10 protein-coding genes are annotated in these 14,107 nt (G+C 48.8%); 7 read left to right on the plus strand and 3 right to left on the minus strand.

Translation table 11 applies throughout. The features are described from left to right. The 3 genes from ABD031_RS10950 to ABD031_RS10955 form a co-directional block, all read right to left on the minus strand. Positions 1-1,419, minus strand: coding sequence for a BCCT family transporter (locus ABD031_RS10950; RefSeq protein WP_343851315.1), 1,419 nt, complete (start codon positions 1,417-1,419; stop codon positions 1-3). 230 nt (positions 1,420-1,649) lie between these two features. Beyond that, the gene (locus ABD031_RS22365) at positions 1,650-1,877 is read right to left on the minus strand and encodes a DUF427 domain-containing protein (RefSeq protein WP_425542740.1); all 228 of its coding nucleotides are present in this window, start codon (positions 1,875-1,877) and stop codon (positions 1,650-1,652) included. 18 nt (positions 1,878-1,895) lie between these two features. Continuing rightward, positions 1,896-3,119 (minus strand): bifunctional alpha/beta hydrolase/OsmC family protein, encoded by a 1,224-nt coding sequence (locus ABD031_RS10955; RefSeq protein ID WP_343851317.1) that lies wholly within the window; start codon positions 3,117-3,119, stop codon positions 1,896-1,898. Positions 3,120-3,766: 647 nt separating this feature from the next. Between ABD031_RS10955 and ABD031_RS10960 the strand changes: the two genes are divergently transcribed. From ABD031_RS10960 to ABD031_RS10990, 7 genes are all read left to right on the plus strand, one after another. Further along, entirely contained in the window at positions 3,767-4,096 is a 330-nt protein-coding gene (locus tag ABD031_RS10960) for a hypothetical protein (RefSeq protein ID WP_343851319.1), read from the plus strand. Between the two features lie 136 nt (positions 4,097-4,232). Then, complete coding sequence (locus tag ABD031_RS10965) at positions 4,233-6,527, plus strand: TonB-dependent receptor (protein WP_343851321.1); 2,295 nt, start codon at positions 4,233-4,235, stop codon at positions 6,525-6,527. A gap of 9 nt (positions 6,528-6,536) precedes the next feature. Then, a complete protein-coding gene (locus ABD031_RS10970; RefSeq protein ID WP_343851323.1) occupies positions 6,537-7,607 on the plus strand; it encodes an HmuY family protein in 1,071 nt (356 codons plus the stop codon). A gap of 68 nt (positions 7,608-7,675) precedes the next feature. Continuing rightward, entirely contained in the window at positions 7,676-12,394 is a 4,719-nt protein-coding gene (locus ABD031_RS10975; RefSeq protein ID WP_343851325.1) for a cobaltochelatase subunit CobN, read from the plus strand. A 1-nt stretch (position 12,395) separates the two neighbouring features. Beyond that, complete coding sequence (locus ABD031_RS10980) at positions 12,396-13,034, plus strand: hypothetical protein (protein ID WP_343851327.1); 639 nt, start codon at positions 12,396-12,398, stop codon at positions 13,032-13,034. 44 nt (positions 13,035-13,078) lie between these two features. Then, on the plus strand, positions 13,079-13,672 hold the full coding sequence (locus ABD031_RS10985; RefSeq protein ID WP_343851329.1) for a MotA/TolQ/ExbB proton channel family protein: 594 nt from the start codon (positions 13,079-13,081) through the stop codon (positions 13,670-13,672). Then, positions 13,659-13,991, plus strand: a complete 333-nt coding sequence (locus tag ABD031_RS10990) for a DUF2149 domain-containing protein (RefSeq protein ID WP_343851331.1) — start codon at positions 13,659-13,661, stop codon at positions 13,989-13,991. The genes ABD031_RS10985 and ABD031_RS10990 overlap by 14 nt, the downstream gene beginning before the upstream one ends. The last annotated feature ends 116 nt before the right edge of the window (positions 13,992-14,107 follow it).

The raw sequence follows: 14,107 nt of genomic DNA on the forward strand, positions 1-14,107 counted from the left end.
TCAGCTTTTTTTGGTAAGCATTCGGATAAATTGAAACGTCAGGAAGATCAAGACAAAGCTGAAAGGAAGGGCAAAAAGGATCAGCAGATTGCTGACCGATTCGAGAAGCTCATCCTTTCCCAGCCAAACTAAAAGTGAGGTAAATACAAAAATACTGACCCCCCAGAAAATCCTGATCCTTGGTCTCGGTTCCGTCTTTCCCTCGTCCGAAAAGATGCTCAACACAAAGATCGCAGAGTCGATCGAGGTGATGAGAAATGTCGAAACCAAAACGGTCACCAGCAAACTACTGAGCTGAGGAAAAGGGAAATGCGAGAAATAGTTGAACAGAGAACTATAGATTGACGAAAAAACCGTGCCATTGGCAGCACCGGATTCGAGCAGTGCCATGCCGTTGGTTCCAAATACCGCAAACCAAAAGAAGGTGCCCAAAGCCGGGATGAACAGTGTCCCCAAGATTAACTCACGGATCGTCCGTCCTTTGGAGATTCTGGCGATAAACACTCCGGTAAATGGAGCCCAGGAAAGCCAAAATGCCCAATAGAAATAAGTCCAGTCTTTGAGGAACTCGGGTTCGACTTTGGCATCTCCGATGTTGAGACTCATGGGGAGGAAATCCAACAGGTATGCCCCAAATCCGGTAAAAAAATAGATAATAGCGTCCCCGCTAGCTCCGACAATCCATGCAAACAGAAGCAATATGGTAGCTCCAGCAATGTTCAGATTGGACAGGAAACTAATGCCCCTCCGTACGCCGAAGTATGCCGATAGCATGGCAATCGCAGAGACCAGAAATATCGGAAGGATGACGAGATCAGTGGAAAATTGAGCTCCAGTCCAATACGAAATGGCTTCCATCAGCTGGCGACTGCCCAGGCCTACTCCCGCTACCACACCGAAAAGCGTGCACAAGACGGTCAGCAGATCGAGAAATGCCGCCAACCAGGGATGATCCAGTTTGCCGAGCAACGCCGATGAGCTCAGCGCAGAGCCGCCTTTGATATTGAGATTGTAGGAGACGATCAAGGCCATCAAGCCATAGAATGCCCAAGGGGTAAATCCCCAGTGAAAAAAGGTGTACTCCAGCGCAAAGGTTTTTGGAGCGATATCGAATTCCCGAGGTGGATTTTGAAAGTAAAATGCGGGTTCTTGCACTGCCCGAAGCATCAGGCCACCTCCCATCCCGGTACTATAGAGCATGGCGATCCAAGACAACCATCCGAATTCAGGCTTTTCGGTGCCTAGTTTGATTTTTCCGAAGGGTAGGAAAGCCAAGACAGTCATCAGCAATACAGCACCGAGCCCGAGGTACAGGTAATAGGTGCCAAAAAGGGCCAGCACCGCTTTGGTCCAAGTTGCAAGGAGCGACGTGAGCGCTCCGTGAAAAAAGAATACCCCCATCAAGAAAAGGAGCAACATCGTGGCGGTGAGCTGCAGCAGGATTGGTGATTTTGATTTAGTCGGTGGCAGATTCAATGTGCACGGTCTGTTTGAGTCAAGTCGTATTTTTTTTGACCTTCATGTCTTTTCGAAAAGACAATATACTCTTTGATTTCCGAAGCGGTCGGTTTCGTCTCCAGATCATACCGTTCGGCATCGGGAACGGTTTCGCCTGCTACGTCCAAGATTAAAAAGGACGACGCTCCCTTTCAGAGACAAACCGAGCGGGTGCCCGAAGGTTTGAAAAATTGCCTTTCAATCGAATGAGGAGGGAAATAGTTGTTTCCTTCGGTGAAAATCGTAGGAGCGCTTTCCGCAATTCCTTGGTTGTTCCAGATTACTTTCATTGAAGGTAAGTTACTGCGGACATGGATTACTCTGCTTCTCAACCTATCAGCTCGGCACTTGATTGAATGCTTCCATACTTTCAGTTGCATTTCCAGCAAAATCAACCCTTAGTTTTCAGAGTCTTTGAAGCGCGTTTCTACCTGAATTGGCTCATGAAGCGTCTTGTGAACAGGACACTTGTCAGCTATCTCCAGGAGTTTGATCTTTATTTCTTCTGTGGTTTCGCCTTTGATCTCCAGAAATCGGGTGAATTTCGAAAGCTTCCCGCCTTGGGGATTTTCTACCCCGACGCTGTCTTGCTGATGGACCTTTTCATGATTGAGAAAAACGTTGATTTCCTCCAATTCCCAACCTTTCCGATCGGCATACATCTTCAGCGTCATTGCTGTGCAGGTACCGAGAGAGGCCATCAGCAAGTCGTAAGGCGTTGGACCCAGGTTATTTCCTCCGACAGATTCAGGTTCATCAGCGATCAGGTGATGAAAGGGAGTCAAGACCTCCGTGGTATAGGAGTCTCCGGCGAGACGGATCTTGACCTGATGGCCTTTGACATCGTTTTCAGAGATCGCTGTGGGAAGGTACTTTTTGGACCAGGTACTGATGATTTCTCCGGCGTACCGACTTTCTTTTTCATCGGAAATCAAATGGTCTGCGCCATCTAAACTCACGAAACTTTTGGGATGAAAAGCTGCCTGATATAGGTCGGCGGCATTGGCAAGTTCTACCACCCGATCTTGTGGAGAGTGCATAAAAAGGAAAGCTTTTCTCATCCCATTGAGTGTATTGAGCAGGTTTTGGGACTCGAGGTCTTTCACAAAATCCCGACTCAACCTAAATGGTCTCCCTCCGATCGACACCTCTGCTGCCCCTTCCTTTTCGATTTGGGCCAAGTCCTCTGTGAAGAGATGCTTCACATGGCTGGCGGAGGCGGGAGTTCCGATGGTGACTACCGCTTCGATAGAGGCGAGCTTTGCAGCGGCGAAAATCACCGCTACTCCACCCAAGGAATGCCCGATCATCAGCTTGGGAGCTTCGTAGTTTTCTTCCAAAAACTGTGCAGCCATTACCAAATCCGAGACATCGGAAGAGATGCCAGCTTCACCAAATTCGCCTTCAGATTTTCCCAAACCAGTAAAATCAAAACTCAACACTGCAACTCCAAGTTGACTTAGCGTATCTGAGATATTGCTGACTGCTTTGAAGTTTTTGGAACAGGTAAAGCAATGGGCAAACAGCGCATAAAACCGGGGTTTTTCCTCTAGTGGCAAGTAAAGCCTTGCCGATAGTTGCTTGCCCGAGGCGTTTTGGAAACTGAGATTTTCGACTTTCATAAGTGATGTTAAAAAAAAGCGAGGTCTATTTTAAGGAAAATATACAAGGAAAGCGTATCCTGGATGAAAGTAACCAGATCCCACTGCTATTGGTTTAAGCCCGCTGAAAAAAGAGTTGCTCCCTTCCAATCGTCCGACGCGATCCATTTCCCGACTTCTAATTCGGGGACATCTGCCCAATCCCAATTTTTGTCCTTAAGCGAATGGCCGGTCATGTAATAGTAAGGTACATCGAGCATCGAATCGGCCATCGCCAGACCAAAGCCGACACCTAGATTCGGATTCCGGCATAGACGCCGGTATCAACGTGAAGTGGCCAGATCCTGATCTCGGCTGATAGCTGCAGGTGGCCGAGAAATTGGAGACAGGACCAGTCCTAAGGTGTTGGAGCGCCGAAGAGGAGGGTAAAGCCATTATTTCAAGTAGAAAAGGATAGGTGGGGATTTCGAAATGCAGGAGAGCTTACATTGGGTCTAGCAAAATACGGGAGGAACGACTCTAGATTTCACTGAAGGGAAATCCTAAACCTTGCAATTCGTAAGGTTGAAATTTCAATTTTCAATTTTTTTTGCAATGATGTTGCATTATTGCTAGGGATCTCTAAGTTTGCAACCTTATTGCAAGTTTAGAGTGTCCAATTGAACCTGGTGAAACAATTCAGCTCCATATTTTCAGCATCCTTGGCGGTCTACCTGTTGGTATTCCCCGTGCTGTTTTTTGGCTTGCATTCACATTCCCTCGCCTCTGTCGAAAAAGCTGAAATTCTTTCGATCAGCGATCAGGATGTTTGGTTGGATCAGGAGGTTTCGGACTGCTCTCTTTGTGATATTTTTTACAGCCAAGTCGGGATTTTCCAGACAACGGTTTATTCCTTTGTGGCTCCCCATCCGGCAGCTTGCCCACAGGGGATAATTCTGTCGGAATCTTGGAAGATTTTTCCCGGAATCGGGGTTAGGGGTCCACCCAGCCAAGGATAATAGGCTTTAAAGCCCGCGCAAACGGGGTTCTTCCCGAGCGTCAATCCTATTCCTTTTTACCGGACAGTCTCCTTCCGAGGATTTGGCTGTCGTTTTTCCGACTCCCATGCATTTCAGAATACCTTGTCTGAATGGGATGCTAAGCTGTTTTTTTGGCTATGCATTCCTGTTCTGTTTTCCGCTCTTTGCCCAAGAGCCTACGGCGATCGTCGTCATTTCTTCCAGTTCTGGTGAGCCTATTCCCCATGCTACCATTGAGAATGTGCATGATAACAATCTGGGGTGGGTTACGGATGATGCCGGCAAAGCACTATTGGACATCACCAAAGCTATTCAAGTCCGTGTATCCAGCGTAGGCTTTGTATCCCTGGAGCGAACCTTGCGTCCCGGTGAAACTTTGACGGTCAGACTCCAAGAGGATGTCTTTGGATTGGAGGGCGTGGTGGTCACGGGTGCGTTCACCCCGACTACCAGTGCTCAGTCTTTGTATAAAGTCACGACAATCGATGCGGCCATCATCGAGGCAAAAGGAGCTGTCAACCTTGCCGATGTACTTCAAACCCAGCTCAACATGAAGATCATCCAGGATGATGTTTTGGGGTCAAGAGTGGTCATGCAGGGAATGTCCGGGCCCAATGTGAAAATCCTGGTGGACGGGGTTCCCATGGTCAATGGGTCGGGAGGAAACTTTGACCTGACCCAATTCAATATGAACAACGTGGAAAGGGTCGAGATCGTCGAGGGGCCCTTATCAGTACAATATGGCACGAATGCCCTTGCAGGGACCATCAACATCATTACCAAAAACTATGGGGCCAACGAACAGGCCTTAAGCGCCGGAACCTATCTGGAGTCAGTGGGACAATACAATGTCGATCTAAGAGGCGCTAAAGGCTGGAAGAATTTGTCCATCAGTGCAGGGGGTGCCCGAAACCAGTTTGATGGATTTTCTGCCAGTGGAGATAGAAACGAAGACTGGATTCCCCGCACCCAATATCTGGCGGACGCGAAAGCCAAGTACCAGGTCGGGACCTTTGCTTTCACGGCAGCATACGACCAGCTGTGGGAGAAGTCCGTCAGCCATGGGGAGCCTACCACCGCATTCAACAGCAAGACCAACAAACTGTCGAGTATCGCCACGGATCTCTACTTCAACACCGGTCGAGTCAATGCCTCCCTGGTAGCCAGCGGTACTGTTGGAAAAAAACACTACTTCAACCTGCTGAACGGAATCTCTCACTACTCCCAGGGTCAGAGAAAATATCTTCAGGATGTCAATGACGACATCAAATGGCTCAGCTCCCTGGCCACCGAGCACGATACGACCAGCTTCAGGACATTCACTTCGCGGGGCACTTTTGTATTCGGCAATAATCAGCTCCATCAGGGAGTTTATGCCACTGTGGGATATGAAGTATCCATCAACTCGGCGGAAGGGGGAATGATCAATTCAGAATCTTCTGCCCAGGTAAATGACTTTGGTCTTTTCACGGCCCTGGAGTTTCCCCTTGGAAAGAAATTTATCGCACAGCCAGCGTTGAGGTTCGTACACAGCAATAAATACGATGCTCAGGAGATCGATTTCCTAGATACGGAGTTGCCGATTTTGCCCTCTTTCAACCTGAAGTATAACCTGAGTTCTAATCTCGATTTCAGGTTTTCCTATGGTCAGGGATATCGTACACCCTCCGTCAGAGAGTTGTACTACGAATTCATTAATTCCAACCACTACATCGTCGGCAATCCAAGCCTGATCCCTGAAATCGGAAAGAATTTCAACCTGTCTTCCACTTGGAATACGCGATTTGGAAGATCGGTTTCCGCTTCCATCCGACCTTCTCTATTCTTTTCCGACATAAGCAACAAGATAGAGTTAGTCAGGATCTTGGATAGAGAGACTTTGCCGGATGACGTGCCAAAAACAGTTCCAGTAGCACGTACCTACGCCAATATTCCAAACTTCAGGTCTCTCGGTTTTAACATCGGGATGGACTTGGCTATGCAGAATGGTGTCAGGCTGAGCCCTGGGTTGGCGGTTTTGTCCCGCTCAGGATCTGAGTCAGAACAGCAATATTATACCAGCTATGAGGCAAACCTGAATGCCAGCTACCTGATCAAATCTTTGGACCTAAAGCTCAACGCATTCTACAAATACAACGGAAAGATCTCCGAGTTTGCGAAGGAAGAAGACGGCTCCATCGGGATTCTAACGCTCGAACCCTACAATACTTTTGATCTCAGTGCCTCCCGGTTTTTTGCTTCAGGAAAACTGTTTGCCACGGTAGGTGCCAAAAATCTCTTCAATGTCACCGATGTCGCGCTCCTGGGAGAGGGAAGCAAGGGCTTGGTCTCCCAGACAGGCCGGGAAGCTTACTATCCCATCAGCTGGGGCACTTCACTATTTCTGAAAATCAATTATTCCATTTATTAATCCATTCTTATGAGAAATCGATTTACCGCACTTTCCGGCGCATTTGCTCTGTTTTTCCTCACCTGCTGCACCAATGATGATCCGGAACCAATGGATCCAATCGTGACAGGCAAGACGCTTACCGCTGCCATGGGAGCCAATATGGCAAACCAAGTATATGTTGACTTGAGCAGCGGGACCCTCACCTCGGTTGCGGTCAATTCTTGGGAGTTGGCTTTTGAAAAAAGCGGGAATGGACTCAAAACAAACTCCGCCAAAAAGGTCGGGGTTGCGTTCCCGGCGACGGGAGATTTTGACAGCGTCACATCGAAGGAAGGGCTGGTATTTGCCTATGATTCTGAGGACGGGGAGCTTTCCGAAACCGCGCTTGCAAAGTGGGCGCTCAACACACCCTATGTCCTGGACTTGGGTATCGATGCCAACGGAAACGTGTTGGGATTTAGGAAGTTTATGATCACCGCAAAAACTGGCACCTCGGTATCGCTTCGCGTTGCCGAGCTGGATGGTTCCAACGCTACCAATTTGGAGCTATCGATGGGCACGGAGAACTTCACCTACGTTTCGTTGATCGATAAGAAATCAGTTTCGGTCGAGCCTGCCAACTGGGATTTGGTGTTGACTGCGGTGAGCCTCCGGACCGGGGCTCCTTGTGGCGCTCTGGGAGGAGGCGCGAAACCTGGAGTGAATTGCGATGTATATCGGCTAAGTACCACAGCCCTGATCAACAGCTATGCAGGGGTCAGGGCCGCAACAGACGACCCATTTGCAAGCCTGTCGGCAAGTGATGATCCAGCGTCGGAGAGGAATCAAAAAAACATCGAAGCAAGCAATTTTGGCTTGCTGAAGATCGCTGACTACACAGCGCTGGGACCTTCGGCCTTCGGAGACGCCATCGGAAGAGGGTGGCTGCAGATTTTGGCTCCCCATAGCAGCGGGATCTACAAGGTGTACGATTTCATGACCTACCTGGTCAAGGATGAGGAGGGGCACTATTACAAACTCAGATTTTTGGCTTTCAAGGGAGGGGATAATGCGGAAAATGGCTACCCAACCTTCGAGTATGAATTAATGAATGAATAGCTCTCCCGAAAAACCGCGGAATAGGCTGCTTAGAATCGCAACCTATCCGCGTTTTCAAACCTACTCCTATGAAAATCCCCAACAAAAAGACGCTGGCCCGTCTCGCCATGGCTATGGTGTTTTTGGTTATGCTGGGCTTTGGTTACCGATATTATCGGCAGGAAATCTCCCCCACCAAGGTCGCTTTTATCAATTATCCTGAATTCAGCTTAGCCAGAATCAGCAAGTCAAATACCAATTCCTGGGTTAAACTGGATGTTTTGGAATTGGATGAATTGGATAAGCTCAGAGATTATTCCGCTGTTTTCATCTTTGGGAGAGGATTTCAAGCCTCACCCGAGCAGGTGCAGCAATTGCAGCATGCGGGCTATGCGGGCCTCCATCTTTTTGTCGAATCGGCTACCAATCCCAATGTAGATGTGACCAACTTAAAAGGCTCGGATTTGGATCGGGTGACGGAATATCTTTCCTACGGTGGGACCGAAAACTTCACCAATCTACTGGTGTATGTCCGTAGCCAGATGGATGGTAAAACCTGGTACGTCGACACCCCGGCATTGCCCGTGCCCGTGCCCAGTGATGTTTTTCTCCACAGGGATGAAAGCGCTACCTTTACGGATTTTGGTGATTATCAGAGATATCTGGAAGAAAATGGCTTTTATAAACCCGGGCAGCCGAAGATCGCATTGCTCACCAGTGTGCCGGGTCCTTTTAATTCTAACCGGGATCATATCGATTCTTTGATTGCCATGTTGGAAGAGCGGGGCCTCAATGTCTACACCATTAGCGCAGCTACCAAAAGATTGGAGTTTCTACAATCCATCAATCCTGATTTGGTGATCTTGATGCCTCATGGGAGACTGACCCTGGGGCAGGAAAAAGAGGCTACAGCTTGGCTTGCGGAAAATCAAATCCCTTTGCTTACCCCGCTCAGCGTATTTCTTCCTTATGAGGATTGGGTGAAGGATCCGCAGGGATATTCCGGATCGTTGCTGTCGATGAGTGTGGTACAGCCCGAATTGGATGGGGGGATCAATCCCTATGCGATCACTGCCCAATACCGGGACGAGAGCGGCTACCTGGCCTTTCAGACGATCCCCGACAGATTGCAAAAGTTTGGGGACATGGTCGAAAAATGGCTTGCCCTGAAGACCAAGCCCAACAAGGAAAAGAAGGTCGCTATTTACTATTTTAAGGGGCCTGGTCTGAATGCCATGGTGGCGTCCAATATGGAAGTGGTGCCCTCTCTTTACAACGCTCTTCTGCGGTTGAAAGAGGAAGGATATACTGTCACCGGCCTGCCTGACTCTCCCGAGCAACTTTGGGAGATGATCAAGAAACAAGGATCGGTTTTGGGTCCCTATGCCAAAGGGGCTTTTGACCAATTTTTAAAGGAAGGCAAGCCTGCTTTGGTAGAGAGATCGATCTATGAAGCTTGGGTAGCCAAGGATTTGGAAAAGGAAAGCTACGATGCCGTGACGGCAAAGTATGGAGCGGCGCCGGGCGACTACCTGAGTACTTATCGGGACGGTAAAGACTTTTTGGCGGTAGCCCGTCTGGAATTTGGCAACGTGGTATTGCTTCCTCAGCCGCTGGCAGGGGTGGGTGAAAACACTTTTCAGATCGTGCACGGAACCAAAGAGGCTCCTCCCCATCCCTACATCGCTTCCTATCTCTGGACCCGAAACGAATTCAAGGCTGACGCCATCATCCATTGGGGTACCCACGGTAGCCTCGAGTTTACCCCCGGCAAGCAGGTGGCGCTCTCGGGCCACGACTGGGCCGACGCATTGATCGGAGTCACCCCGCACTTTTATCTATACACGATCAGCAATGTGGGAGAAGGGATCATTGCCAAACGCAGAAGCTATGCGACTACCTTGACGCATTTGACGCCTCCATTTATGGAATCTGAAGTCACTGGCGACTTGAAAATCCTGAGTGACAAGCTGACCTCCTTCGTAGGCGCTTCGGGAGCCGTTCGGGAGCAATACCGCAGGAATATCAGTCAGCAAGCCAAGGAGCTTGGTCTGCTGGTAGATCTGGGTTTGGATAGCCTGAGAGATTTGAACGATGAGGATATCCTGAAACTGTCCAATCATGTAGAAGAAGTCAGAAACTCCAAAGTAACCGGAGGGCTGTATACGCTGGGAGTGCCCTACAATGCCCAGCAACTCAACAATACTGCGCGCTTGATGGCATTGGATCCCATCGCCTACAGTCTGGCTTCGCTGGATCGGTTGAAAGGCAAAACCAGTCAAAAGCATTTGGATGATCAGGTTTATTTTGATCGTAACTATAGATCTCAGGCTAAGAGGGCGATTGAGGATATCACCGAAAATAGAATTCCCGACGATCAAGTCTTGTCAAATCTCCTGAGTAGAGAAGACCAGAAGGCCGCTGACGAGTGGCTTCAGAGCTCCAAAAGGGTGTCGGATTCCGATATTATCCGGGGGTTTATCAGCATGGGAAGTGCCGAAAAGCCAAAAGGACATCCGGCTGGCAATACCAAGAGCGAGGCTGCCAGTGACGAGGACTTGGCTGAATTGAAGAGGTTGGTAATTGCCATTTCCCCCTATCCGGAACGTGTGGAGTTTATCGAAAATCTCAAGTCTGACAAACAGTTCAAGCAGAGTTCCGGAATCCTCGATCCCCAAACACTGGAAAAAGCTAAAACAGTAGCAAAGGCAATTCCCGCCATGGCCAAGGCCCTCGAAGTCGGTCAACAGGAGGATGTCAACGCTCTCCTCAAACTGATACAGAAAGAACCACTGAGGCAGATGGTTTTTGAATTGTTGGAGGATACGAGTTTAGCCCAGCAGGTAGCTGAAGAACGGGAAAAGGCTGATCGGGAAACGATCGCCACTTTGGCCAGTCCGGAATATCTGAAGTCCCTAGGTTTGCTTGTCGGTACCCGTACACTGAAGGACTTGCCTGAGGATGAAATCCCTTTTCATCTGAGCCACTTGAAGAGATACAAGGCGTCTTGGACTTTGGTAGAGGAGAGAAAACCAGAGGCTTTGAAAGAGTTTTGGTCTCAGGAAAATTTCGGCAACAGGCTGGGAGAAGCCATTGATCAGGGAGAAGTGGTTATGCTGGCTTTCCAACGCAGAAGAAAGGAACATGCCCAGGCGGTGATGGCGATTACAGAGGCCGTAAAATCGGTGGCCAAATATAAGGAGCAGCTTTTGACCAGTACCGAATCGGAGATGCAGGCTATGTTGACAGGCTTGGCAGGAGGATATATCTCACCCTCCTCTGGGGGTGACCCTATTACCAATCCCTCAACTCTGCCTACAGGGAGGAACCTTTATTCCATAGACGCGGAAAAGACTCCTTCTCCCGAGGCATGGACAGTGGGTGTCACCCTGGCTAAAAATCTGCTGGAAACACACCTGGGAAAACACGGGGAATATCCCCAGAAGGTAAGTTTTACTTTATGGCCCGGTGATTTTATCGGCACAGAAGGTGCCATGGTGGCTCAAATCTTTTACTTGCTGGGAGTGGAACCTGTTCGTGACCCCTTCGGCAGGGTCGTGGATCTCCGCCTGATTCCCTCCAAAGAACTGGGAAGACCGAGGATCGATGTGGTAGTCCAGACAGCGGGGCAGTTTAGGGATTTGGCTGCCTCTCGGATGTATTTGATCAACAAAGCTGTCATCATGGCTTCCGAGGCCGAAGATGGGGATAACAATTATGTCAAAGCAGGGGTATTGGCGGCGGAGATTTTCATGAAGGAAAAAGGACTTTCCCCCAAGCAAGCCAAGGAATGGTCCACCCAGCGTGTGTTTGGTGGTGTAAACGGAGTCTATGGCACCAATATCATGGGCATGGTCGAGCGTGGCAACAGTTGGGAGGATGAAAGTGAAGTGGCCAAAACCTACCTCAACAACATGGGGGCGATCTATGATGAGGGAGAAAATTGGGGTGCTTTTCAGGAAGGTGTATTTGAAGCGGCGCTCCAGAATACCGAGGTGGTAGTCCAGCCACGCGAGAGCAATACATGGGGTGGTTTGAGTCTAGACCATGTCTATGAATTTATGGGGGGGCTTAGTTTGGCCGTGCGCCATGTGACCGGAGAAGATCCGGATGCCTACTTCAATGACTTTAGAAATCCATCCCAAGCCAAAGTCCAAGGACTGAAGGAAGCGATTTGGGTAGAAGCCAGATCCACCCTTTTGAATCCCAATTATATCACAGAGTATATGAAAGGAGGCGCGACTTCGGCGGAGAAGTTTGCCGAAACCTTTAGAAATACCTATGGGTGGAATGTCATGAAACCCAGCGAAATCGATGATGAACTCTGGAATAACCTACACGAGGTGTATGTCAAGGATGGACTGGGGCTTCAGGTACAAGACTTTTTTGAGCGGGAAAATCCCTATGCCTTGGAGGAAATGACAGCGGTGATGCTGGAAACCATACGCAAAGGATACTGGGATGCCTCGCAGCAGCAAATTCGGGAACTGGTGGATTTGCATACCGGTCTGATTCAGGATCACAAGGCAGGTTGTAGTGAGTTTGTCTGTGACAATGATAAGCTTCGGTCTTTTATTTCCGAAAATCTGGCAGAAGACGCGCTTGCCAGCTACGAAGCAGCGTTGAAAGCAGTGAGGGAAGTCCCTACCACTGAAGATGCCTTGGTATTGGAGAAGGAGACCCTGCAGAAAAAGGTGGACGCGGATGGCGAAATGGAGGATAAGCTGCCTATGGTACTCTTTGCCCTTGTTGCTCTGGTTCTGGGATTGCTGCTGTTTGTCTTCATCAAGAGAAGAAAGCAAGACTAGGATGGAGTTAGTAGTGCAGTTGATGTTGATTTTGGCCCTTTTTGGCTCGTTTTTTCAAATGAGCCAATGGGGACTGATCCCTACACTCGTGATGGCGCTCAGTCTGGGAGTCTTATGCTATCTGGTCTATCCCTGGATACTGGAGCAAAGCAAACAGGAATTAAGTCAGTGGCTGAATGATCCTCAGTTGATGAAGAAGTTGGCTACAATTCAAATGGTGGAAGTGCTCTTTTTTGTCTTGGTTGATTTGGCATTTACCCGCTCTCTTTTTGGGCAAAAGATTCAAAAAGAGATCAGGTATGCCGGATACTATCCGGGTCTGATACCGATAGCTGCCCTCCTTTTTGTTCAGATGAACAGTTTCTATCATCTATCCCATCTGCTGTCATTTGAGGTGATTGGAATGCTGTTTTCAGGATGCCTCATGCTGGTGTTTCTGGTGTTTCCCCGCATACTACGTGGGTTGCTGCCAGAGGCCTACCTGAGGCTGGAGATGCGCTATGTACTGTCTTTTGGACAATTGCTTTGCTGCGTGGCCCTCACTGTCTTTTGCCAAAAATTACCCTACACACTCTCTCCATCCAGCTTTGAAGTCAAGCCTTTTCTTACCCTTTGTGTCTTGGCAGTGGGGATGTTTTAGCTGGGCCGGATAGGGGTTCTTATTACAAGCAAAATTAAATCGAAATGGAAATATTGAATCAAGTACTCTATTGGATCTCTACCGGACTGATGCTCCCGGTTGTGGTCATCTTGCTGTTTTTGTTTTTGAAGTCACTGGCGGCATTGGGAGGATTCTATGGGGCGTATGTCAGTCGCTTGAAGGTCGGGAAACTTCTGGAGCCTTTTATGGCCGGGCTTTCGGGAAGGAGTGTAAAGGAAAGTGAATTGCCTTCGGGGAGATATGTGCTCTTGTCATATTTCGATCAACTTTTGCAAGCAAAGGGCTCGGAAGTCAGGCGGGAAAAAATCCTTAGCGAGTTTGAACTGGAGATGTCGCGAAAGCTATCTGCCACCAAAAACATGTCAAAGTTGGGGCCTATCCTGGGTTTGATGGGGACCTTGATTCCCATGGGGCCAGCACTGGTAGGCTTGGCCTCCGGAGACATCGCTTCAATGGCTGAGAATATGCAGGTGGCTTTTTCCACCACCGTAGTGGGACTGATTGTGGGGGCGATAGGATTTACACTTACCGAGATCAGGCAGAGGTGGTTTGCCAAGGACCTGGCTTCGCTTCAATTTGTAGCTGACCTAATCACCGAAGAAAATGAAAAGGCGTAAGAACAGTTTCTTGAACAGCTCTGCAGAGGATGATCCAATTTCAACCGTAGCGAACCTTTTCGATGTAGCGATGGTCTTTGCCGTGGCTTTGATGGTAGCCCTGGTGACTAGATTTAACATGACAGAAGTGTTTTCCCAAGAGGATTTTACCATGGTCAAGAATCCCGGCAAGGAAAATATGGAAATCATCACAAAAAAGGGGGAGGAGATTACACGCTATAAATCCAACGACAATTCTTCCGGTGATGGGAATAAGGGCAAGCGGGTAGGGGTGGCCTATGAGCTGGAAAATGGCGAGATCATCTATGTTCCGGAATAGGAGGTGTCGGAGATCAGTCCTGCGCTGGTGGATTGAGAGTGTTCAATTAAGTGTGTCTGCTAAATTCACATCAAATGAAAAAAAGACAGACAATTGAGGATTTGTTAAATGATCCC

The sequence above is a fragment of the Algoriphagus jejuensis genome, from assembly GCF_039523455.1.
In the GTDB taxonomy this organism is placed as follows: domain Bacteria; phylum Bacteroidota; class Bacteroidia; order Cytophagales; family Cyclobacteriaceae; genus Algoriphagus; species Algoriphagus jejuensis.